The 20680-nt window shown below is 38.6% G+C and carries 26 protein-coding genes and 1 pseudogene; 16 read left to right on the top strand and 11 right to left on the bottom strand.

The genetic code is table 11. The features are described 5' to 3' along the window. On the top strand, positions 1-1644 hold the full coding sequence (gene nadB / locus AC1PJP_RS06075; protein WP_013197095.1) for an L-aspartate oxidase: 1644 nt from the start codon (positions 1-3) through the stop codon (positions 1642-1644). Between the two features lie 56 nt (positions 1645-1700). Here nadB and AC1PJP_RS06080 read toward each other — a convergent pair whose 3' ends face one another. From AC1PJP_RS06080 to pabC, 4 genes are all read right to left on the bottom strand, one after another. Beyond that, a complete protein-coding gene (locus AC1PJP_RS06080; RefSeq protein WP_174743532.1) occupies positions 1701-2117 on the bottom strand; it encodes a PaaI family thioesterase in 417 nt (138 codons plus the stop codon). A gap of 137 nt (positions 2118-2254) precedes the next feature. Then, on the bottom strand, positions 2255-2854 hold the full coding sequence (gene tmk, locus AC1PJP_RS06085) for a dTMP kinase (protein ID WP_479766666.1): 600 nt from the start codon (positions 2852-2854) through the stop codon (positions 2255-2257). Positions 2855-2863: 9 nt separating this feature from the next. Next, positions 2864-3934 carry an endolytic transglycosylase MltG gene (gene mltG / locus AC1PJP_RS06090; RefSeq protein WP_416662028.1) on the bottom strand — a complete coding sequence of 357 codons (1071 nt, stop codon included), beginning with the start codon at positions 3932-3934 and terminating at the stop codon, positions 2864-2866. Position 3935: 1 nt separating this feature from the next. Then, positions 3936-4748 (bottom strand): aminodeoxychorismate lyase, encoded by an 813-nt coding sequence (gene pabC, locus AC1PJP_RS06095; RefSeq protein WP_479766667.1) that lies wholly within the window; start codon positions 4746-4748, stop codon positions 3936-3938. A gap of 263 nt (positions 4749-5011) precedes the next feature. On the opposite strand from pabC, the gene AC1PJP_RS06100 reads away from it, so the two are divergent. From AC1PJP_RS06100 to AC1PJP_RS06125, 6 genes are all read left to right on the top strand, one after another. Then, the gene (locus tag AC1PJP_RS06100; protein WP_416668992.1) at positions 5012-6019 is read left to right on the top strand and encodes a sulfate ABC transporter substrate-binding protein; all 1008 of its coding nucleotides are present in this window, start codon (positions 5012-5014) and stop codon (positions 6017-6019) included. A 30-nt stretch (positions 6020-6049) separates the two neighbouring features. Beyond that, the gene (locus AC1PJP_RS06105; RefSeq protein ID WP_479766668.1) at positions 6050-6658 is read left to right on the top strand and encodes an RBBP9/YdeN family alpha/beta hydrolase; all 609 of its coding nucleotides are present in this window, start codon (positions 6050-6052) and stop codon (positions 6656-6658) included. 80 nt (positions 6659-6738) lie between these two features. Further along, complete coding sequence (cysT, locus tag AC1PJP_RS06110; RefSeq protein ID WP_005307499.1) at positions 6739-7572, top strand: sulfate ABC transporter permease subunit CysT; 834 nt, start codon at positions 6739-6741, stop codon at positions 7570-7572. Further along, positions 7569-8453, top strand: coding sequence for a sulfate ABC transporter permease subunit CysW (gene cysW / locus AC1PJP_RS06115; protein WP_005307502.1), 885 nt, complete (start codon positions 7569-7571; stop codon positions 8451-8453). The genes cysT and cysW overlap by 4 nt, the downstream gene beginning before the upstream one ends. A gap of 11 nt (positions 8454-8464) precedes the next feature. Next, positions 8465-9526 carry a sulfate/molybdate ABC transporter ATP-binding protein gene (locus AC1PJP_RS06120; protein ID WP_479766669.1) on the top strand — a complete coding sequence of 354 codons (1062 nt, stop codon included), beginning with the start codon at positions 8465-8467 and terminating at the stop codon, positions 9524-9526. A gap of 71 nt (positions 9527-9597) precedes the next feature. Continuing rightward, a complete protein-coding gene (locus AC1PJP_RS06125) occupies positions 9598-10521 on the top strand; it encodes a CysB family HTH-type transcriptional regulator (protein ID WP_004790709.1) in 924 nt (307 codons plus the stop codon). A 91-nt stretch (positions 10522-10612) separates the two neighbouring features. Here the strand turns inward: AC1PJP_RS06125 and carO are convergent, their stop codons facing one another. After that, positions 10613-11353: an ornithine uptake porin CarO type 3 gene (carO, locus tag AC1PJP_RS06130; RefSeq protein ID WP_111854472.1), complete on the bottom strand. Its 741-nt coding sequence runs from the start codon at positions 11351-11353 to the stop codon at positions 10613-10615. Between the two features lie 295 nt (positions 11354-11648). Here carO and dapD point away from each other — a divergent pair, with 295 nt between their 5' ends. The 8 genes from dapD to AC1PJP_RS06170 all read left to right on the top strand — a co-directional run bounded on the left by dapD (position 11649) and on the right by AC1PJP_RS06170 (position 16728). Beyond that, the gene (gene dapD, locus AC1PJP_RS06135; RefSeq protein WP_005307511.1) at positions 11649-12470 is read left to right on the top strand and encodes a 2,3,4,5-tetrahydropyridine-2,6-dicarboxylate N-succinyltransferase; all 822 of its coding nucleotides are present in this window, start codon (positions 11649-11651) and stop codon (positions 12468-12470) included. Positions 12471-12548: 78 nt separating this feature from the next. After that, positions 12549-13259, top strand: a complete 711-nt coding sequence (gene queE, locus AC1PJP_RS06140; protein WP_005307514.1) for a 7-carboxy-7-deazaguanine synthase QueE — start codon at positions 12549-12551, stop codon at positions 13257-13259. Positions 13260-13299: 40 nt separating this feature from the next. Beyond that, entirely contained in the window at positions 13300-13968 is a 669-nt protein-coding gene (gene queC / locus AC1PJP_RS06145) for a 7-cyano-7-deazaguanine synthase QueC (protein ID WP_004790702.1), read from the top strand. Between the two features lie 16 nt (positions 13969-13984). Beyond that, positions 13985-14401 carry a hypothetical protein gene (locus tag AC1PJP_RS06150; RefSeq protein WP_003650267.1) on the top strand — a complete coding sequence of 139 codons (417 nt, stop codon included), beginning with the start codon at positions 13985-13987 and terminating at the stop codon, positions 14399-14401. Between the two features lie 99 nt (positions 14402-14500). Beyond that, the gene (locus AC1PJP_RS06155) at positions 14501-15187 is read left to right on the top strand and encodes a Dph6-related ATP pyrophosphatase (protein WP_005307517.1); all 687 of its coding nucleotides are present in this window, start codon (positions 14501-14503) and stop codon (positions 15185-15187) included. Positions 15188-15206: 19 nt separating this feature from the next. Continuing rightward, complete coding sequence (locus AC1PJP_RS06160) at positions 15207-15668, top strand: peroxiredoxin (protein ID WP_004790699.1); 462 nt, start codon at positions 15207-15209, stop codon at positions 15666-15668. A 116-nt stretch (positions 15669-15784) separates the two neighbouring features. Next, a complete protein-coding gene (locus tag AC1PJP_RS06165; RefSeq protein ID WP_479766670.1) occupies positions 15785-16354 on the top strand; it encodes a CAP domain-containing protein in 570 nt (189 codons plus the stop codon). Positions 16355-16365: 11 nt separating this feature from the next. Next, positions 16366-16728, top strand: a complete 363-nt coding sequence (locus tag AC1PJP_RS06170; RefSeq protein WP_479766671.1) for a glyoxalase superfamily protein — start codon at positions 16366-16368, stop codon at positions 16726-16728. 4 nt (positions 16729-16732) lie between these two features. Here AC1PJP_RS06170 and AC1PJP_RS06175 read toward each other — a convergent pair whose 3' ends face one another. From AC1PJP_RS06175 to AC1PJP_RS06185, 3 genes and pseudogenes are all read right to left on the bottom strand, one after another. Beyond that, positions 16733-17113 (bottom strand): nuclear transport factor 2 family protein, encoded by a 381-nt coding sequence (locus tag AC1PJP_RS06175; RefSeq protein ID WP_479766672.1) that lies wholly within the window; start codon positions 17111-17113, stop codon positions 16733-16735. 1 nt (position 17114) lies between these two features. Continuing rightward, positions 17115-17246, bottom strand: a pseudogene (locus AC1PJP_RS06180) (tautomerase family protein); the annotation flags it as partial. A 5-nt stretch (positions 17247-17251) separates the two neighbouring features. Beyond that, entirely contained in the window at positions 17252-17818 is a 567-nt protein-coding gene (locus AC1PJP_RS06185) for a nicotinate-nicotinamide nucleotide adenylyltransferase (protein WP_111854610.1), read from the bottom strand. 109 nt (positions 17819-17927) lie between these two features. Here AC1PJP_RS06185 and AC1PJP_RS06190 point away from each other — a divergent pair, with 109 nt between their 5' ends. Continuing rightward, positions 17928-18728: an enoyl-CoA hydratase-related protein gene (locus AC1PJP_RS06190; protein WP_479766673.1), complete on the top strand. Its 801-nt coding sequence runs from the start codon at positions 17928-17930 to the stop codon at positions 18726-18728. Here the strand turns inward: AC1PJP_RS06190 and AC1PJP_RS06195 are convergent. The 3 genes from AC1PJP_RS06195 to AC1PJP_RS06205 form a co-directional block, all read right to left on the bottom strand. Further along, positions 18721-19041, bottom strand: a complete 321-nt coding sequence (locus tag AC1PJP_RS06195; RefSeq protein WP_479766674.1) for an NGG1p interacting factor NIF3 — start codon at positions 19039-19041, stop codon at positions 18721-18723. The genes AC1PJP_RS06190 and AC1PJP_RS06195 overlap by 8 nt on opposite strands. A gap of 68 nt (positions 19042-19109) precedes the next feature. After that, positions 19110-19235, bottom strand: a complete 126-nt coding sequence (locus tag AC1PJP_RS06200; RefSeq protein WP_005307535.1) for a KGW motif small protein — start codon at positions 19233-19235, stop codon at positions 19110-19112. A 200-nt stretch (positions 19236-19435) separates the two neighbouring features. Further along, positions 19436-20641, bottom strand: coding sequence for a multidrug effflux MFS transporter (locus tag AC1PJP_RS06205; protein WP_479766675.1), 1206 nt, complete (start codon positions 20639-20641; stop codon positions 19436-19438). Positions 20642-20680 lie beyond the last annotated feature (39 nt).

The raw sequence follows: 20680 nt of genomic DNA on the forward strand, positions 1-20680 counted from the left end.
ATGGACATGCCTAATTTACAGACAATTCACCACTTTGACGTGATTATTGTGGGCAGCGGCGGTGCTGGTTTAAGTCTGGCTTTATCGTTACCAAATCATTTTAATATTGCAGTTTTAGCCAAAGCTGCTTTAACCGAAGCAAGTACCTTCTATGCTCAAGGTGGTGTTGCTGCTGTTCTTGATGAGACTGACTCTATTCAACAGCACATTAATGACACTATGATTGCAGGTGCTCATTTATGTGAAATGGATGCGGTACAACATACCGTAGAAGGCGGTCGTCCTTCTGTTGATTTTCTTTTAAAGCAAGGTGTGCAATTTACTTTAGATGAAGATGAACAACTTCATTTAACACGCGAAGGTGGCCATTCACAGCGACGCATTATCCATTCTGCTGATGCAACAGGTAAAGCCATTTCAACCACCTTGGTTGAACGTGCCAAAGAACGTAAAAATATTACTATTTTTGAAAATTACATTGCGATTGATTTAATTACATCGCATAAATTAGGTCATACCGATCAAGCGAATCGCGCTATTGGTTTGTATGCCTTAGATGAAAATACGGAAAAAGTTCATACATTCCTTGCACCATTCACCGCACTGGCTTGCGGCGGTGCGATGAAAGCTTACCTCTACACATCTAATCCAGATATTGCTACAGGTGATGGTATTGCAATGGCCTTCCGTGCAGGTTGCCGTGTAGCCAATATGGAATTTAACCAATTCCACCCAACTTGTCTGTATCACCCTCAAGCTCGCTCATTTTTAATTACTGAAGCCATGCGCGGTGAAGGTGCTTATTTGCGCTTACCTGATGGCGAGCGTTTTATGCTACGTTTTGACGATCGTGCAGAACTGGCTCCTCGCGATATTGTGGCACGTACCATTGACCATGAAATTAAACGCCTCGGTATTCGTCATGTGTGGTTAGACATTACACACAAATCACCAGAGTTTATCAAAGAGCACTTCCCTACACTTTATGCGCGATTGCTTGAGTTAGGTATCGACATTACCAAAGACATGATTCCAGTGGTGCCAGCAGCGCACTATACATGTGGTGGTGTCGTAGTTGACTCAAATAGCCAGACGGATATCGAAGGTCTATATGCGATTGGTGAGACGTCTTATACGGGCTTACATGGTGCAAACCGTATGGCAAGTAACTCATTACTTGAATGCTTCGTTTACGGCATGAGTGCAGCAAAAGATATCGAAAATAAATTTGATGAAAACTTCAAATTACCTGAAGTACCAACTTGGGATGACTCACAAGTAACCAACCCTGATGAAGATGTGGTGATTTTACAAAACTGGGATGAGTTACGTTCGACCATGTGGAACTATGTTGGTATTGTAAGAACTACAAAACGTTTAGAACGTGCTTTGCATCGTATTGAAATGTTAAAGCGTGAAATCACTGAGTATTATCAAGACTACCGTGTTAGCAAAAACCTAATTGAGCTGCGTAACCTTGTTTTAGTATCTGAGATGATCGTGCGCTGTGCTATGCAACGCAAAGAATCACGTGGTCTACATTACACGCTTGATTATCCAGAAACTTCGAGTGAGATTCGTAAAACAGTTTTAACTCCTCCAAATTTTGCAGTAGAACAGCCATTGGTTAATACTGATATTTAAGCTGTTCTTCTAAAAAAAAGCACAGTTCAGACTGTGCTTTTTATTTGCTTTGATATTTATGATTTAGGTGGAATTGAATAAGTCGCGGTCACATGTGCAACGGGTTCTTCTAACCCAACTGAATAAATCCAGACCTCACCCACGACCAAGCTCTTTCCGACTTTCATGAGTTTACATTCACTACGTAAGTCTTGATCACCTGCGGGTTTTCTTAGAAAATTAATATTAAAATTGGTCGTCACAGCTAAACCAATAATTCCAATTTCACCTAATATTGCAATATATAAAGCAAAATCAGCCAAAGTCATCATCGTTGGACCAGATATGGTACCACCGGGGCGCTGATGTCTTTGATCGACATGATAATAAACGACAGCAGCTTTAGGCGTGACTGATTCAATCGTGCAATGTTCAAGACTTGGTGGAAATTCCTTTTCTAGAAATGCCACGATTTCTTCTTTTGAGCTTTTCATCCTTGTTATTCTTCAATCTATAAATCATATGTAAGATAGCATAAGAAAATAGCAGATATTTTCTATGACGTTTTAAATCAGAATTAACGTCATTTTTCACCACTCCCATATTTTATAAGAGTGGCTCATCCAATTGCTTATCCTAAATATTGCAATGCCTGTTCGAATACCTGATCAGGACTTTGGGTTGCATCTATTCGCTTAATACGTTCAGGTTCAGCTTTCCATAAGGTTTCATAGCCTTCACGAACCTTAGTAAAGAAGCTTAACTTTTCTTGTTCAAAACGGTCTAAAGCTCCACGTTCACGTGCACGGTTCATCCCGAGTTCAATCGGTGCATCTAACCAGAAAGTCACCTCAGGCATGCGCGAAACAAAGTTCTGATTTAAAAGCTGTAATTTATTTTGGCTTAAACCACGACCAGAACATTGATAAGCAAAGCTTGCATCGGTAAAACGATCACTTAAAACAATTTTATTAGACTCTAGAGCCGGCAAAATAACTTGTTGTAAGTGTTGAGCACGTGCCGCATAAATGAGTAATAACTCGGTATCATGACTCATATTTTCATCATGATTCACCGCCAAAAGCATTGAACGTATTTGTTCTGCTAACGGCGTACCACCCGGTTCACGTGTTAAAATAACTTGTTTACCTTGCTCTTCAAAATACTGATGAATTTTTCGAATAAGTGTAGTTTTACCTACCCCTTCCGTGCCTTCAAAGCTAATAAACATCTCTTTTCCTTATTTCTTCGATCTCAACACGGATAAGTACTCTTGCACCGCTTGATTATGCGCTTGCAAGCTTGCCGTAAATTTATGTCCACCATTGCCAGTCGCTACAAAATAGATGTTATTTGAATCATCTGGATGCAATGCAGCTTCAATTGCTTTTTGGCTTGGTAAAGCAATTGGCGTTGGCGGTAAGCCATTAATAGTATAAGTATTATATGCTGTTGGGGTACGGAGGTCTTCTCGGGTAATATTGCCTTTATAGTTATTACCCATACCGTAAATAACAGTTGGATCCGTTTGTAAACGCATACCAATTTTTAAACGGCGAACGAAAACGCCTGAAACTTGTGTAAGTTCACTGTCTAAACTTGTTTCTTTCTCAACAATAGAAGCCATAATTAATGCTTCATATTTATCTTTATAAGGTAAATTCGGCGCACGATTTGCCCAAGCTGCATCTAGTGCTTTTATTTGACGGTGGTATAAATCGGTAAGAATTTTCTTATCTGTTTCACCTTTGGCAAAGAAATAAGTATTAGGTGCGAACAAGCCTTCAGGATGCCCATAAGGAATCCCAAGCGCCTTCATCAGCTGATCATCTGGTAAATCTAATATTGTATTTTTTACATTTTTATCATTTTTGAGTGCAGTAATAAGCTGTTTAAAAGTTGTACCTTCAATGACCAAGACACGGTTCATCTGAGCATTATCTGCATCAGATAGCATCTCTAATACTTCCCTTACACTCATTCCCTGTTCAATTTCATATACACCAGCTTTCATGCTGTCATGAATCATAAATTTCTGATAAAGCTTCAATACCACTGGAAAGCTAATTTTGCCTTCTTTCGCCAAACGATCAATAAAACCAGAATAGGTTTCACCAGATGTAATAGATAACATCTGTTTTTTGCCTTCAATAGGATAAGCTTTAAATAGACTCGACCATAAAATGGCAAAAGTAGAAATTAAAACAATAAAAAGGCCAATTAAAACCAATCGCTTAGAAAATTTTGGAGCTTGTTTTTTGTTATTTTTCTTGGCGTTTTTTGCTTTCGCATTCACAGGTGGCTTCGGCATATTAATGAATCTGATTTAAGTTAAGGATATGAAATAAATCTATGCATACCTGTGTATCTAGCGTTTTCTCGCCTAAATGAGAAACTACTCGCATAGGGTTTAAAGCATTACAAAAGAATAGACTTTGTATTTCAGATACTTCATCTAACTCAATTACACGTACTTCACAGGCAATACCATGGTGCTGCATACGCGCCAGAATTTCTGCCCGCATTACACCGTGGACGCCATTATAACGAAGTTCAGGAGTAATCCATCTATCATTTAAACGAATAAAACAATTACTACTAACCCCTTCAACAATATAACCTTGTACATCAGTAACTAATGCTTCAGCCCACCCTAGTTGATCTGCTTCTTTTTTTAGCAATACTTGTTCAAGACGGTTTAAAGATTTAAGCCCAACCAAGCTTGGCATGGTTAAACCTAAGGCCTGATTTAAAACACCACACTGAATAAAGTCTGGCTGAAATGGCTCTAAAGCTTTCGGATAAAACCAGATATAAATATCAGCATTATGCTTTGGCAAACTATAACCACGGTCACCTATCCCACGACTAATCACAATTTTTAAAGTACCGTTGAGTACAAGATTTTGCTTTTGTAATTGCTCTAAGCTCTGTTCTATGAGTTCAAAATCCGCAATTAAAGACAGTTTTTGACATGCAAGTTTTAGGCGCTCCCAATGTCTTTCTTTAAGCTCAATCTGATTTTGAAAAACACGAATTGTGCTAAAGCATCCATCTCCATAATGAAATGCTCGATCCAGTAAAGGAATGGTTTCAACAGGTTGCCCATTTTTAAAACACCACATGTTTAATCCACCCTTTGCTTAAAACGACCCAACAATACAACACCTTTCATTTAAATAATAAATGACTGATTTTAAAAAATTATACCGATTTCGTATCTACTTTTGAAACTTGTTCTATATCAAGATTTAAGAATAACTTATCTGTTTTTACTATTTCTATTTTTTTCATATTAAATTCGTTTTTTATTATTTTTTTAGAATAAAGACTAGCGCTATTCTGCGTTCATGTTTTGAACATTTCATATTTTTTGAGGACTTATCTCATGCGTTTTTCTCAGTTAAAAGTCGGGGTTATCGCTGCACTTCTGTCTGTTTCATCATTTGCAGCGCAAGAATTTTTAAACGTCTCTTACGATCCTACTCGTGAGTTATATACAGATTTCAATAAACAGTTCGGTACTTACTGGAAACAACGTACTGGTCAAGATATTGAGTTCAAACAATCACACGGCGGTTCTGGTAAGCAAGCGCGTGCAGTGATTGATGGCTTAAATGCAGATGTAGTGACATTAGCACTTGCAGCGGATATCGATGAAATTGCGGAAAAAGCAAAATTACTTCCAGCTGACTGGCAGAAAAAGTTACCGCAGAACTCTACCCCATACACTTCAACAATTGTGTTTTTAGTGCGTAAAGGTAATCCAAAACAAATTAAAGACTGGGGTGATTTAATCAAACCAGGTGTAGAAATTATTACGCCAAACCCGAAAACTTCAGGTGGTGCTCGTTGGAATTATCTTGCAGCTTGGGCTTGGGCAAAACATCAACCAGGGGGTAACGATACTAAAGCACAAGAGTATGTTCGCCAAATTTATAAACACACTAAGGTTCTAGATTCGGGTGCACGCGGTGCAACCACGACGTTTGCTGAACGTGGCATTGGTGATGTGTTACTGGCTTGGGAAAATGAAGCATATTTAGCTACTCGTGAACAGCCTGGCAAATTTGAAATTATTACCCCATCTCTTTCAATTTTAGCTGAACCACCAGTTGCTGTTGTTGAGAAAAATGCTGCGAAAAAAGGCAACTTAACGATTGCTAAAGGTTACCTCAACTACTTGTATTCACCAGCTGGCCAAGAAATTGCAGCACGCAACTTCTACCGTCCACGCAATGCAGCCGTTCTTAAGAAATACAGCAACGTATTTAAGCCATTGAAGCTTGTAACTATCGATAAAGAGTTTGGTGGTTGGACGAAAGTACAAAAGAAACACTTCGACAATGGTGGTGTTTTCGATCAAATCGTGAAAATCAATAGTACAGAGAAGTAATTCTTTGTACTAAAAATAAGGAGAACAGACATGATTCATACTGTAATTGTTCCAGGTGTAGGTGGAAGTGAACATCAGCATTGGCAATCTTGGTTGCAGCGTAAACTCGTGTCTAGTTCTCGTGTTGAGCAAAAAAACTGGGATAGACCTGTACTAAGTGAATGGGTTGAGCAATTCGTTAAAACGGTTCAAGCAGCACCAGCTCCTGTACAAATTGTTGCTCATAGCTTTGGTTGCTTAACAAGTGTCGCTGCTTTAGCTGAGCATCCAGAGTTAAAAAACCGAGTTAAGAAACTTATTTTAGTCGCTCCGGCAAATCCAGCACGCTTTGGGGAAGCAGGGTTTGCTCGACATAGTTTGACTGACTACAAAGATTATTTTCATCAATTAAAAATTGATGTGCCTACAACGCTCCTCATTAGTGAAAATGATCCATGGCTTGTTTTTTTTGATGCATTACAACTTGCGAAATCATGGAAATTAAACCCTGTTAATCTTGGTGAAGTCGGCCATATTAATGTTGCTTCAGGTTTTGGCCCGTTTCCAGATTTGCTGAATTATTTGATTCCAGAAGATTCGATGTGTAGTCACTCATCTATCGACCCGGTAAAAACTCATTTCTCTTTGAAATTTGCTTAATACCCAGCTTTATATCGCACCGTTTATCTTTATTTATTCGCTTACTGGTTTCAGCAGGCTTTTCTCTTTGAGGAAATATCATGTCGCAGCGATCCCGAGTGCTGCCTGGGTTTGGTCTATCTTTGGGCTTCACCCTCGCCTACGTTTCTTTTATTGTGCTTATTCCATTAGCCGCAGTCTTTATCAAATCATTTGGAATTGGATGGGACGGATTATGGGAAATTTTAACCTCTGAGCGTATTTTAAAATCGCTTCAGCTCAGCTTTAGTTCAGCTTTAATCGCAGCCTTTATTAATGTTGTGTTTGGCTTACTTTTAGCTTGGTGCCTTGTCCGTTATAACTTTCCTGGGAAACGCTTGGTTGATGCATTAGTCGATTTACCTTTTGCTCTTCCCACTGCAGTTGCAGGTATTGCGCTTACCTCACTCTATGCACCCACTGGCTGGATCGGTCAGTATTTAGAACCACTCGGTATTCAGGTTGCATATACGCCAATCGGTATTACGTTGGCATTAATATTCATTGGTATTCCATTCATTGTAAGAACAGTTCAACCGGTACTCAGTGATATCGAAACTGAACTTGAAGAAGCAGCTTCGGCACTCGGCGCAAATCGCTGGCAGACAATTACTAAGATTATTTTACCAATATTACTACCAGCCCTATTCACAGGCTTTGCTTTAGCATTTGCTCGCGGTGTCGGTGAATATGGTTCAGTTATTTTTATTGCAGGTAACCAGCCGTTTAAAACAGAAATTGCTCCGCTCATGATCATTTCACGCCTTGAAGAATATGATTATGCAGGTGCAACAACAATTGCTGCGGTCATGTTAGTTCTCTCTTTCATCATTTTATTTGCCATTAATTTACTTCAAGCGTGGGCAAACCGTCGTACAGGGAGAAATATCACATGAACCTACATACTGACAGCAATGCACTTGCGCTTAAATTGCAATCACGAGATGCAACACGCGAACCAACTTGGGTACGTTATACCTTAATTACAATTGCGCTGATTTTTTTCCTCAGTTGTCTCATGTTGCCACTCATTCTGGTTTTTGTAGAAGCATTTAAACAAGGACTTGAAGTCTATGTTCAGGCTTTGATTGATCCAGATACGTTATCAGCAGTGAAATTAACTTTATTAACCGCAGCAATTGCAGTTCCGATTAACGTGATATTTGGTGTTGCCGCAGCATGGGCTGTTTCTAAGTTTCAATTTAGAGGTAAGGCAGTTTTAACCACCATCATTGATATGCCTTTTTCGGTTTCACCCGTTATTGCAGGTTTAATGATCGTACTTATTTTTGGTGCTCAAGGTTGGTTTGGCGGCTGGTTAATGGACCATGACATTAAGATCTTGTATGCAGTACCTGGAATTGTTTTAGCAACCATCTTTATTACAGTCCCTTTTGTAGCACGTGAGTTAATTCCACTCATGGAAGCTCAAGGAACAGAGGAAGAAGAAGCAGCGATTGTATTGGGTGCTTCAGGCTGGCAAACCTTTTGGAAAGTGACATTACCTAACATTAAATGGGGTTTGATTTACGGCGTGATTTTGTGTAATGCCCGTGCAATGGGTGAGTTTGGTGCAGTATCGGTAGTTTCTGGCCATATCCGTGGTGAAACCAATACCCTGCCACTTCATGTCGAAATTTTATATAACGAGTACACCTTTAGCGCAGCGTTTGCCGTGTCCTCATTGCTTGCTTTTTTAGCCCTATTAACGCTGGTATTGAAAACGTGGTTAGAACTACATCAAGACAAACCAGAACCACATTCAACTGATTCGTAAGGAATGAAATCATGAGTATTCAAGTTAAAAATATTGAAAAAAACTTTGGTGCATTCCATGCGCTTAAAAATATTTCTCTAGATTTTCCGGAAGGTGAACTGGTTGCCCTACTCGGCCCATCTGGTTGTGGTAAAACAACCCTCCTTCGGATTATTGCAGGATTAGAATCAGCTGATGGTGGTCAAGTGCTACTTGAAGGTGAAGACGCGACCAATGTACATGTACGCGAGCGTCAGGTTGGCTTTGTATTTCAGCACTATGCTTTATTTCGTCATATGACTGTATTTGACAATATTGCATTTGGTTTACGTGTTCGTCCTCGTGCAACACGCCCTTCAGAAGCTGAAATTAAAAAACGTGTTACTCGTTTACTTGATCTAGTTCAGCTTGGATTTTTAGCAGACCGCTACCCTGCTCAGCTTTCTGGTGGACAACGTCAGCGTATTGCTTTAGCCCGTGCTTTAGCAGTAGAACCACGAGTCTTATTGCTTGATGAACCATTTGGTGCGCTAGATGCTAAAGTCCGTAAGGAATTACGTCGCTGGTTACGTAACTTGCATGATGAATTGCATATTACGTCAATCTTTGTAACCCACGATCAGGAGGAAGCACTCGAGGTTGCAGACCAAATTATTGTAATGAATAAGGGCAATGTCGAGCAGATCGGCTCACCTCGTGAAGTTTATGAAAAACCTGCAACTCCATTTGTATTTGATTTCTTGGGTCAGGCAAATCGTTTTGAAGGTGAACATGCCGGCGGTATTATTCGTATTGGCAATGACCGTATTGAATTACCAACGGCAGTTGAGGCACCTCAAGGAAAAGTGATTGCTTTTGCCCGTCCAGATGAGTTACATATTCACTCGCAACCGCAAGCGAATACGATTGAAGCGACTTTTGTACGTGAAATCTGGATTGCTGGAAAAGTTGTGGCGGAATTACAAGACCGTAATGGACGTTTAATTGAAATTGCTCTGAGCAGTGAAGCTGCAAAATTACATGCATTTAAACCAAATCAAGCTGTTTGGGTGAGTGCATCTCAATTGCACTTATTTGCAGATCAAGTTGCTTAAGAAATATATTTGGTGAGGAAATATCTTGCGGAACTAAAGCAATTCCTCACCTCTTTTGAGGAAAAGTGTGAATGAACTTTCAACAATTAAGAATTATCCGAGAAACTGTACGCCAAAACTTTAACTTAACCGAAGCATCGGCTGCACTCTACACGTCTCAATCTGGTGTAAGTAAACATATTAAAGATCTAGAAGATGAGCTAGGTGTACAGCTTTTTATACGAAAAGGTAAACGTCTTCTAGGTTTAACAGAACCAGGACAATCTCTTCTTGGCATCGTTGAACGCATGTTGGTTGATGCTGAAAATATTAAACGCCTTGCAGAAGACTTTAATAAAGTTGATGAAGGTACATTAACGATCGCAACGACCCATACTCAAGCACGTTATGTGCTACCTCCGATCGTAAACCAATTTAAGAAGTTATTTCCTAAAGTTCATTTGATTTTACAACAAGCCAGCCCTGTTGAAATTTCAGAAATGCTCTTACAAGGTGAAGCAGATATTGGAATTGCCACAGAGTCTTTAACAACTGAAGAAAATCTGGCTAGTATTCCTTACTATCAATGGCAACACAGCATTATCACACCGCAAAATCATCCTTTAGTAAAGGCAGACAAGATTACGCTTGAACTTTTAGCGGATTACCCACTCATTACTTATCATGGCGGTTTTACAGGCCGCTCTAAAATTGATAAAGCTTTCGAAGAAGCTCACCTTGATGCAGATATCGTAATGTCGGCTCTTGATGCAGACGTTATTAAGACTTATGTCGAATTGGGCATGGGAGTCGGAATTGTCAATGACGTGGCCTATGACACAGAACGTGATCATCGCTTAAAACAAACTAAAACTGATATTTTTGGTGTCAATACGACATGGATTGCAGTTCGTAAAGGCCATTTACTACGCGGTTATGGTTACGAGTTTATTTCTTTATGCTCACCTGATGCCGATATTAAAGCGCTTAAGAAAATTGCTTACCCAGATGAATAAAGATTACAAATAAATAAAAGAGCTTTTTAGCTCTTTTATTTTATGAGATGCAAAAAAAAAACGAGCCGTAGCTCGTTTTTTCTTTTAGATCTTACCAGTAGAAGTTCACACCAACTTTACCAACTGGTAACCATTGGTATTTATCATCATTCGCGATTTTACGAGCTTCCGCATTTACTGCTTCTTCAAGTGATTGATCACCAGTTGTAACCGCTGAACCTGTTGAAACAAGTTTAACTGTTGGGTTACCAGTGTAATAAGCACCTACTTCACCGAATACACCCCAGTTTTTATTGATTTTAGGCGCAAAACCAAAACCTAGGTATGGAGCGATATCATTTTTATAAGACATTTGACCGTTAATTTTTACACCATCGGCACCCGCAATAAAGTCTTGGTTATTGACACGGAATGAACGGGTCGCATCAACATTACGAGATAAATCGTAATCATTATCAAGATATGCTGCACCAGCCGCTACATATAGGCCTTGAGCCCAACGGTTAGTACTTGCACCCCATGGACGAATTTCAGCATTTAAATAAACATTGTTATTATCCATATCGATGTCATAGGTTGAGCCATTAACTTTTACGTCATCAGACCAAGAAATGTCACCACCGTTATAACCAAGTGCTAAACCTACATATGGGTTTGCTTGCCACAATAAAGCACCACCGTAACCAGTTGTACCTACCTCAGCACGCGCCCCCACAGGAATTAATTGGTTTTTGTCAAATGCGTAGCTGTCATGAACAACTGCTTCATCTGCCATTACAGCACCAGCAGCGAATAAAGCTGTTGTTGTTACTAAAACACGTAATGCTTTCATAGTTTTCTCCTCAAAAAGGCTCTGTTTTTAATTTATTCATCTTGTGACTGAAATCATAATAAAGAGAGCTTAGAGTCTTTTTTATACAAAAAGTGGTAGATTTCTGTTATTTTTTGATACAAATTGAGTTAAATTTTTATTTTCAAATCATTTTTGTGTAAAAAACACTTGATTATCTAATAAGCTTATTTTCATTTACCTCATTTATATCCTCGATTAAACGTAACACGTTTTTTCAAAGATTCTTGTCACAAATTAGTGTAAAATCTTTAAAATTTTTTATGGAAGGAAGATCATGTCTCAGCTTTCTACGATCATTGAGCAAGCATTTGAAGACCGCGCAAACTTTACTGCAGCAGATTGCTCAAGCGAAATCCGCCAAGCTGTTGAAGAAGCAATTGCTGGTTTAGATAACGGTACACTTCGAGTTGCTGAAAAGATCAATGGTGAATGGGTTGTTCACCAATGGTTAAAAAAAGCTGTTTTATTATCATTTAAATTAAATGACAATAAACCAATCGAGTCATGTGATCTTCGTTTCTACGACAAAGTTGAAACTAAATTCTCTGGTTGGACTGAAGAACAATTTAAAGCAGCAGGTGTTCGTGTTGTTCCTCCTGCTGTAGCACGTCGTGGTAGCTTCCAAGCTAAAAACGTAGTGTTAATGCCTTCTTATGTAAACATTGGTGCTTATGTAGATGAAGGCACAATGGTTGATACATGGGCAACTGTAGGTTCATGTGCTCAAATCGGTAAAAATGTTCACTTGTCTGGTGGTGTAGGTATCGGTGGTGTTTTAGAACCATTACAAGCTAACCCAACCATTATTGAAGACAACTGCTTTATCGGTGCGCGTTCAGAAATCGTTGAAGGCGTTATCGTTGAAGAAGGCTCAGTTATTTCAATGGGCGTTTTCATTGGTCAATCAACTAAAATTTATGACCGTGCAACTGGCGAAGTCCATTATGGTCGCGTTCCAGCAGGTTCAGTTGTTGTAGCAGGTAGCCTGCCGTCAGCTGATGGTAAATACAGCTTATATGCTGCAATTATTGTGAAAAAAGTTGATGCGCAAACACGTGCAAAAACAAGTTTGAACGATTTGTTACGCGCTGACTAATTTCAGTTTGATCAAACATCTCTACGGTCAACACTGATCGTAGAGATTTTATTTTTTATATAGTGTGGTATTTCTAGAATGGCTTCCTTACGTTCCTCTGCAATTCCTGTCTCAGACCCTGCGTCCGGTTTACGCATTACCGAGATTTTTTACTCGTTGCAGGGTGAAGCAAACGCCTCTGGCCTACCGACTGTATTTATCCGTCTAACGGGCTGTCCATTACGTTGTAGTTATTGTGATACCACTTATTCTTTTGAAGGCGGTGAACGTTTTTCACTTGAACATATCATTGAAACAGCTACCCAATATCAAACTCCTTATATTTGTGTAACTGGTGGTGAACCACTTGCACAGCCAAACTGTTTAATTTTATTACAACGTCTATGTGAAGCTGGCTTTGATGTTTCTTTAGAAACCAGTGGCGCGCTCGATGTCTCAAAAGTAGATTCGCGTGTTTCTAAAGTTCTTGATTTAAAAACTCCAACTTCTGGTGAGGAACATCGTAATCTCATCAGCAATCTTGATCATTTGACTGCGCACGATCAAATTAAATTCGTCATTTGTAATCGCGAAGATTATGAATGGTCAAAGCAGCAAGTTGAAAAATATCAACTGCATAAAAAAGTCAGTACCGTTTGGTTCTCCCCTGCCTTTGCAGTTGAAAAAGGTGCTGTTGGCCTGCCACGTCTAGCACGTGATCTGGCACAGTGGATACTTGATGATAAACTCCTCGTTCGCTTCCAACTTCAGTTACATAAACTGCTTTGGAACGATGAATCAGGCCGTTAATCACTCAACAAAATAAATCATTCCGAATATGGAGAAAAATATGCGCCCTCGTGCCATTGTTTTGCTTTCAGGCGGCTTAGACTCAACCACTTGCCTAGCTTGGGCACAAGCACGCTATGAATGTATTGCTATTAGTTTTATGTATGGCCAACGCTCAACGACTGAACTAGATGCAGCAAAAGCATTAGCTCAACGGGCAGGCGTTGAACATCGTGTAATTAATATCGATTTGGCTAATTTAGGTGGATCTGCACTTACAGACCACAACATTGCCGTACCAGAACAGTTACAAGAAGGTATTCCTGTAACTTATGTACCAGCGCGTAACACTATTTTCCTCTCTTATGCTCTAGCCGCAGCTGAAGTATTTAATGCTGAAGCGATTGTTATTGGTATCAATGCTGTTGATTATTCAGGATATCCTGATTGTCGTCCTGAATTTATTGATGCTTTTGCGAATATGGCACGCTTAGCAACTAAAGCTGGCGTAGAAGGAAAACCACTTAAGTTTGAAACACCACTGTTACATTTATCCAAAGCGAATATTATACGTTTAGGGATTGAACATGGCGTAGACTATAGTCAAACGGTATCTTGCTACCAAGCAGATGCTCAAGGACGTGCGTGTGGCAAATGTGACAGTTGCCGTTTGCGTAAAGAAGGCTTTATCGAGGCTGGTGTTGCCGACCCAACACGCTATATACCGTAATAAGTAGGTAAAATTTATGAAGTTGTTAAAATCAAATCTTATTCTTTCATCTTTGTTTTCAACAGTTGCTCTTATGGCTGGTGCAGCACATGCTGCCGAAAACCCAGTTCAAGCAGCATATAAAAGTACCAACGTTAAAGGTGCATTAGTTAACGTTTGTAAAGATCAAACAGCTAAAGGCGGCAAACTAAGTTCATCTGAAGTTAGCAAATTCTGTAGCTGCCAAGTTGAAGCACAAGGTAAAGTGACTGAAGCACAAAAATGGGAAATCCAAAGTGCAATCAATGCGAAGAAAAGCCCAAGCTCTCTAGGATTTGTACAACAACAAAACCGTGATCTTAAAGCATGTTTCGGTCCTCAGTTAACAACTAAACTTGAAAAATTAACTGAAGATGCAATGAAAGCTGCTCAACAACAAGCTCCTAAAAAATAAGCTTTTGTTATTCCAAATTAAGCCTGCATTTATGCAGGCTTTTTTGTAGCTCTGTTAAAATGACCTTATCGAACTTGAACAATTCATCTGAAATAAACCATGCAAGAACAATGGAAAACTAACGCAATAAATAAGACCTCTATTGTCTCATTCAGTGGTGGCAAAGACAGCTCCCTTGCACTCTACCATGCAATGCAAACTGGTACAGTTAATGGACTCATTGTCATGCTAGAAGAGCAAGGTCAGCGCTCTCGTTCGCATGCTATGCCACTTGATATTATTCAAGCTCAAGCTGAAGCAATTGGCCTACCCGTATTTATGGCTTCTTCAAGCTGGAATGACTATGAAGCTAAATTTATTGAATTACTCATTCAGGCAAAACAACAAGGTGCCGAGGTACTTGTTACAGGTGATCTAGATATGCCTGAACATGGCTGTTGGCATGATCGAATAACTCAACAGGTGGGACTTAAATTAGGAATGCCTCTTTGGCTTCGCCCACATCGTGAAGTTGTTGAAGAATTTATTAATCTTGGTTTCCGTAGTGTTCTTGTGACAGTGAACTTAAAACTAGGAATGACAATTGAAGATTTAGGAAAAACTTTAAACTTAGAATATATAAAAGAACTTGAAAACCGCGGTATTGATCCATGTGGTGAAGGTGGTGAATTTCATACGACTGTGATTGATGGCCCAATTTTTAACAAACCAATTCCTGTAAGAAAGCTCGATATTGTTTATCATGAAGAATATGCTTTTTTACCACTTGAATTAGATCAAATTTAGCTTTTTTGAAGGATGAGAAATGACTGACAATATCCAATTACCAAATCAGGTATTCCCAACAACACAAGGTGAAGTGAACTTGACTGAGGTCGAAAATGAATGGTTAATCATTTACTTCTACCCTAAAGATTCAACTCCAGGATGTACAACACAAGCAGTTGGTTTTTCTTGTTTAAAAGATCAGTTTGATGCTTTAGGTGCCAGTATTTTTGGTGTTTCGCGCGACTCAGTAAAAGCCCACCAAAATTTTACAGAAAAGCAGGCACTGACTATTGATCTGATTAGTGATAAAGAAGAAGTACTGTGTAAGCACTTCGATGTGATTAAAGAAAAAAATATGTATGGCAAAAAAGTAATGGGTATTGAACGCTCTACTTTCATTTTCCATAACAAAACTTTAGTTAAAAGCTACCGTAAAGTTAAAGCTGCTGGGCATGCGGAACAAGTTCTAGAAGACTTAAAAGCCCTTCAAACAGCTTAATAAAATTAACTAACAAAAAGCGAGTTTCACACTCGCTTTTTGTTTGCAAAGCATTACCCAATACTTTGACTTTGGCGTATCATAAAATATTAGAATAATTATTTTAAGGCAATGATATGAGTCTACTCAAAACTTGCTCTTTGCTGCCTGCTACTCTTTTTATCGGTGCATGTAGTGCAAATACATTAGTAATGCCCACTGATAGCACCACATCAATTGCTCAAATTCAAAACAATTTCAATGAAATAAGCTGCCAAGATTTACAAAACCCAGCCTATCAACAAGCTGTATTGAGCACAATTAATCAGATCCGACAGCAATCACGCCAATGTGGTCAGCAGTATTTCCCAGCAACCAAACCATTGAGCTGGAGTAATAATTTATATAAAGGTGCACTTTCTCATAGTGAAGATATGGCTGCACACAACTTTCTCGGGCATGTTGGCTCAACAGGTCTGGACTTAAAATCACGTTTGAAAATTTACAATACCCTTGGTAAAGCCAATGGTGAAAATGTCGCTAGTGGCCAAAAAACTTTAAGGCAAGTTATGTCTAGATGGCTAACAAGTCCCTTGCATTGTAGTAATCTAATGAATCCAAAATTCACCACTTACGCAATCGCGTGTGCTTCTGATCAGTCTGTGAAGCAAAAGAGTTATTGGACTCAACAATTTGGTACACGTTAAAAGGAAAAATGATGCAATCTGGTTCAATCACTCCAATTTTAAGAATTTTTGATGTTGATTTAGCTCAATCATTTTATCTTGAGTTTTTAGGTTTTCAGCTTGATTGGCGACATCAATTTGAAGATAACTTTCCTTTATATTTACAAATTTCCAAAGATGATTGCGTTATTCATTTATCCGAGCATTTTGGTGATGTAAGTCCACATAGTGCAATTCGTATTTATTGGGAAGATATTTATGAACTGCAAACTGAACTAAGCAAAAAAGATTATAAATTTTCTAAACCTCAGGTTGAAAAAACAGATTGGGAAACACTTGAACTCAGCATCACCGATCCTTTTTCCAACCGAATTATCTTTTGGGCAGATGCTTAATCATTCAGTCCGCTAAAATTTGATAATGGAATACTTTCGATATAATCTTCCATTTACCATCTCCAAACACAAATGTAAGTGCATCATAAAAATATTTAGGGTGGATAACGCATTCAACATGGACTAGCGCCAACCGTTCATTAATCAAATTGATTGAACTGATTTTATCCTGTCGTGTTTGTCGCTTTGAAGCTGGAGAAATCCGACTCGCAACAATTGGAAAATATTCAGCCATGCTAAGCCGTAGTACGGGTTGCTCGGCTACATTGATATATATGGCATCAGGATGAAAAACATTATTTAGAAGTTGCACATCACAAAAATACAAACCATCAAAATATTGTTCTAGTTGTTTCTGAATCTCAGTAATCGGATTATTTTGCATTTTAAGTACTCAAACTTTGTCTTTTTCGTATCGCAGAAACAGTTTCACCTGCAACACCCCAGTTATCAGTTTCAACTTCATCAATGACTACAAATGTAGTTGCAGGATCTTTATCAAGTACACGAACCACAAGCTGAATTAATTTAGATTGGTTTTATCATCTATAAGATATTTGCGCTGGAGTTCAGCATAAACTTCCGTCTCTTTAAACTCATCTAAAAATTTAATCGTTCCTACAGGAAAAAATTCCGTTTGGATTTCACCTCGATAATAAGCTTCACGCATTGGCGTTGCCGAAATTGAATCTTTTAAACTATCAAGCTCAACCATAATCCATTCAGGAAACAGTCTCAAATAATAGGAAGATTCGTCTTTAAAATGTCCGATCAAACCAACTTTTGAGTTCGGTTCAATTACGCCATTCACTAAAGATTTGACTTGTTTCACCCACTTTTCGTCATTATAAACATCTACCACATGTACAAAACGTATGCGTTTTTGTTCTTCTAGAGAAAAATTTGACAAGATCATTTGCTCACGCTCTATTGCTAAGAACGGATTTTTAATATTACGTTCCATTTGAGCAGAGCCTAACGCCAAAACCACATAATGGCTTTGTTGTAAGGCAATTTCAATGGTCTGCATATGAGCCAAATGAAATGGTTGAAAACGCCCTATAAAAACGAGATAGTCAAATTTATACATAATTAGATTTTCACTTTTTATGAACTCATCAGTAACGCTCATTACAAAAAATATGCGCCATAATGAGAACCTAAAAATTAACAACGTGGTTTAAAGCAAGGATAGTACGATGACACTTAGCTGTATTCAACAACCTCATCAACATTTAAACGCAAATTTAGAAGGTGGCGTACTCACCTTAGCCATAAATCGCCCAGATGCAAAAAATGCACTCTATGGCGAACTTTATTTATGGATTGCCAAAGCACTGAATGAAGCCGACCTTAATAAAGATGTTCGAGTAGTTATTCTACGTGGTGTCGAGCAAGATTTTACCGCTGGCAATGACATGAAAGATTTTATGGGTTTTGTACAAAATCCAAACATGGGTCCAGCTGGAGAAGTTCCGCCATTCGTTCTACTTAAAGCCGCTGCCAAATTCTCAAAACCACTTATTATTGCGGTAAAAGGTGTGGCAATTGGAATTGGCGTTACGATTTTATTACATGCAGATTTAGTTTTTGCTGACAACACTGCCCTATTCCAAATTCCATTTGTAAGTCTTGGCCTTTCTCCAGAAGGTGGTGCAAGTCAATTACTCATTCAACAAGCGGGTTATCACAAAGCAGCTGAGCTTCTGCTTACTGCGAAAAAATTCAAGGCTGAAACTGCAGTACAAGCAAGCTTAGTTAATGAAGTAGTTGAAGATTCTTACGCATCTGCTCAGGCAACAGCTCAGCATTTAGCAGCCTTACCTCTTGCATCATTGAAGCAGACAAAAGCGCTTATGAAGCATAATTTAGAGCAAATTATTGAATGTATTGATCATGAAGCTGAAATCTTTATGCAACGCGTTCACTCACCTGAAATGTTAGAAGCAGTACAAGCATTTATGCAAAAACGTAAACCAGATTTCTCTCAGTTTAATTAAAATCAATTTCGATGATTTGAATAAACTCAAAGGCAGGCTCTTCATAAGGATGGCTTGCCTTTAATGCTTTCGCTACAGCCTTGGCACTTTCTTCAATTACAATTGTTTCTACACGCCACTCATCAACTTGTTCAAGTTCGTCCAGCTCTCCGATGTAAGGATCTGCGTCTTTGACTGGCTTAAACTGCCCTATTCCTTTCACTTGCCATGCACAGTGTTCATAATTACCGATACCACCTGCACCAGCAGAGAAAATGGCTTGTTTAGTCGACTCAAGATGTGACTCAGGTACGTAATAAATCAGCTTTAACATGGGCAAAATGACTCAAAACTAGCGAACGTGCTTTAAATCATACCGTTAAAAAAGCCTCAGAATCAAAGTCAGCTCATCATTACTAAATAATTTGCTCCAATAAAGAGGATTTGAATCGCAAGCGCTAAGCCAAATAAACGCCAGCCCATATCTTTTTTATAAAACGTTTTTATGTGATTTTCATTTTTCATCATTTTGATCTCCGATTTTTTATCGTTGTTACAGAGAAAGCAAAAATTGAACCAAGCTCAAATAAAGCATAAGTGGTTAAATAGTAAGCTGCCTATACTTTTATACGTTTTTTTAAAATGCTTCAAGAGCTTCAACAATCCATATGCAGCTATTAGTTTGAAGAAATTTGAAAATTCAATGATTTATCTTCATCCCTATAATTTTAAGCATCCGATTTCTTTAAATATCTATTCTCATATATTGTCATAGCGAAAGCCAAACCACACAAAATGACAAAACCACAAGTCATTGGAATTAATGTACCGTTATATAATTGCCCAATAATTGAGGCAAGAATAAGTGACAAGACAGAGGAAGCTGCACCAATAATAGCCGATGCCATTCCAGCGACATGCCCCATTGGTTCCATCGCAATCGCGTTTAAATTACCAAATAGAGTTCCAAATAATAAAAATAAAATACAGGCATAAAGCATAAACATCCAGAATGATACAGCCACGCCTAAAAGCTGAATTCCCAAGAAAATTAAAGAAATTAAGCACAAACCTAAAAAGCCATAAATACAGATTGGACGCATACCAAACTTCATAACAATTTTAGAGTTTGTAAATGAGGCGATTCCCATCACACCAGCAAGCACGGCAAAATAAGCACTAAACTCTTGTCCTGTTTTACTAAACTGCTGCATAAAGATTTGTTGAGAAGTTCCCAAATAACCAATGAATCCACCAAAGCAAAAGCCTGCACATAGCAAATAGCTCATAGTGGTTTTATTACTTACAACTTCTTTAAAGCCCTCTTGAAATGCTTGCAACCGCATAGGTAAACGATTTTCAGGAAGTAATGTTTCTTCTAATCGTAAAGCAACCCATGCTCCAATCACTGTGGCATAAACCATATATAAAACAAAGATCTCACGCCAACCAAAGAAATGAATAATGAGCTGCCCTAAACTCGGTGCAACTGCTGGAGCCACCATAAATACCATCATGATTAAAGACATGATGCGAGCCATTTGAGCTCCGCTGTATTTATCTCTAACAATTGAAATAGTAGCAACATAAGGCCCTGAAACACCAATACCTTGAATAAAGCGTCCAACTAAAAACCACTCAAAACTTTGTGTTGTAAAGCACAATAAACTTCCCAGAAAATAAATAATAATTCCTGTGAATAAAATGCGTTTACGCCCAATCGCATCGGATAAAGGCCCCGCTATGAGCTGCCCTATGGTCATGCCAGAAAAAATACCAATGATGACCCACTGTGACTGGTTATTATTTTTTAATTCAAAAATACGTCCAATCTCGCCTAAAGCAGGCAAAACTGCATCTATCGAAAAAGAAACAATCGACATGAGCAATGCCATGAGCAATGCAAATTCACGGAAATGGATTTTTGATTTCATTTTTCTTCTCTACTATTTATTCTATTTACATTGTACTAC

This window comes from Acinetobacter sp. V116_7, assembly GCF_056735735.1.

Excerpts from the sequence above, each read along its gene's own strand:
- nadB (WP_013197095.1), top strand. The coding sequence starts at position 1 with ATGGACATGCCTAATTTACAGACAATTCACCACTTTGACGTGATTATT.
- AC1PJP_RS06080 (WP_174743532.1), bottom strand. The coding sequence starts at position 2,117 with ATGAAAAGCTCAAAAGAAGAAATCGTGGCATTTCTAGAAAAGGAATTT.
- tmk (WP_479766666.1), bottom strand. The coding sequence starts at position 2,854 with ATGTTTATTAGCTTTGAAGGCACGGAAGGGGTAGGTAAAACTACACTT.
- mltG (WP_416662028.1), bottom strand. The coding sequence starts at position 3,934 with ATGCCGAAGCCACCTGTGAATGCGAAAGCAAAAAACGCCAAGAAAAAT.
- pabC (WP_479766667.1), bottom strand. The coding sequence starts at position 4,748 with ATGTGGTGTTTTAAAAATGGGCAACCTGTTGAAACCATTCCTTTACTG.
- AC1PJP_RS06100 (WP_416668992.1), top strand. The coding sequence starts at position 5,012 with ATGCGTTTTTCTCAGTTAAAAGTCGGGGTTATCGCTGCACTTCTGTCT.
- AC1PJP_RS06105 (WP_479766668.1), top strand. The coding sequence starts at position 6,050 with ATGATTCATACTGTAATTGTTCCAGGTGTAGGTGGAAGTGAACATCAG.
- cysT (WP_005307499.1), top strand. The coding sequence starts at position 6,739 with ATGTCGCAGCGATCCCGAGTGCTGCCTGGGTTTGGTCTATCTTTGGGC.
- cysW (WP_005307502.1), top strand. The coding sequence starts at position 7,569 with ATGAACCTACATACTGACAGCAATGCACTTGCGCTTAAATTGCAATCA.
- AC1PJP_RS06120 (WP_479766669.1), top strand. The coding sequence starts at position 8,465 with ATGAGTATTCAAGTTAAAAATATTGAAAAAAACTTTGGTGCATTCCAT.
- AC1PJP_RS06125 (WP_004790709.1), top strand. The coding sequence starts at position 9,598 with ATGAACTTTCAACAATTAAGAATTATCCGAGAAACTGTACGCCAAAAC.
- carO (WP_111854472.1), bottom strand. The coding sequence starts at position 11,353 with ATGAAAGCATTACGTGTTTTAGTAACAACAACAGCTTTATTCGCTGCT.
- dapD (WP_005307511.1), top strand. The coding sequence starts at position 11,649 with ATGTCTCAGCTTTCTACGATCATTGAGCAAGCATTTGAAGACCGCGCA.
- queE (WP_005307514.1), top strand. The coding sequence starts at position 12,549 with ATGGCTTCCTTACGTTCCTCTGCAATTCCTGTCTCAGACCCTGCGTCC.
- queC (WP_004790702.1), top strand. The coding sequence starts at position 13,300 with ATGCGCCCTCGTGCCATTGTTTTGCTTTCAGGCGGCTTAGACTCAACC.
- AC1PJP_RS06150 (WP_003650267.1), top strand. The coding sequence starts at position 13,985 with ATGAAGTTGTTAAAATCAAATCTTATTCTTTCATCTTTGTTTTCAACA.
- AC1PJP_RS06155 (WP_005307517.1), top strand. The coding sequence starts at position 14,501 with ATGCAAGAACAATGGAAAACTAACGCAATAAATAAGACCTCTATTGTC.
- AC1PJP_RS06160 (WP_004790699.1), top strand. The coding sequence starts at position 15,207 with ATGACTGACAATATCCAATTACCAAATCAGGTATTCCCAACAACACAA.
- AC1PJP_RS06165 (WP_479766670.1), top strand. The coding sequence starts at position 15,785 with ATGAGTCTACTCAAAACTTGCTCTTTGCTGCCTGCTACTCTTTTTATC.
- AC1PJP_RS06170 (WP_479766671.1), top strand. The coding sequence starts at position 16,366 with ATGCAATCTGGTTCAATCACTCCAATTTTAAGAATTTTTGATGTTGAT.
- AC1PJP_RS06175 (WP_479766672.1), bottom strand. The coding sequence starts at position 17,113 with ATGCAAAATAATCCGATTACTGAGATTCAGAAACAACTAGAACAATAT.
- AC1PJP_RS06185 (WP_111854610.1), bottom strand. The coding sequence starts at position 17,818 with ATGTATAAATTTGACTATCTCGTTTTTATAGGGCGTTTTCAACCATTT.
- AC1PJP_RS06190 (WP_479766673.1), top strand. The coding sequence starts at position 17,928 with ATGACACTTAGCTGTATTCAACAACCTCATCAACATTTAAACGCAAAT.
- AC1PJP_RS06195 (WP_479766674.1), bottom strand. The coding sequence starts at position 19,041 with ATGTTAAAGCTGATTTATTACGTACCTGAGTCACATCTTGAGTCGACT.
- AC1PJP_RS06200 (WP_005307535.1), bottom strand. The coding sequence starts at position 19,235 with ATGATGAAAAATGAAAATCACATAAAAACGTTTTATAAAAAAGATATG.
- AC1PJP_RS06205 (WP_479766675.1), bottom strand. The coding sequence starts at position 20,641 with ATGAAATCAAAAATCCATTTCCGTGAATTTGCATTGCTCATGGCATTG.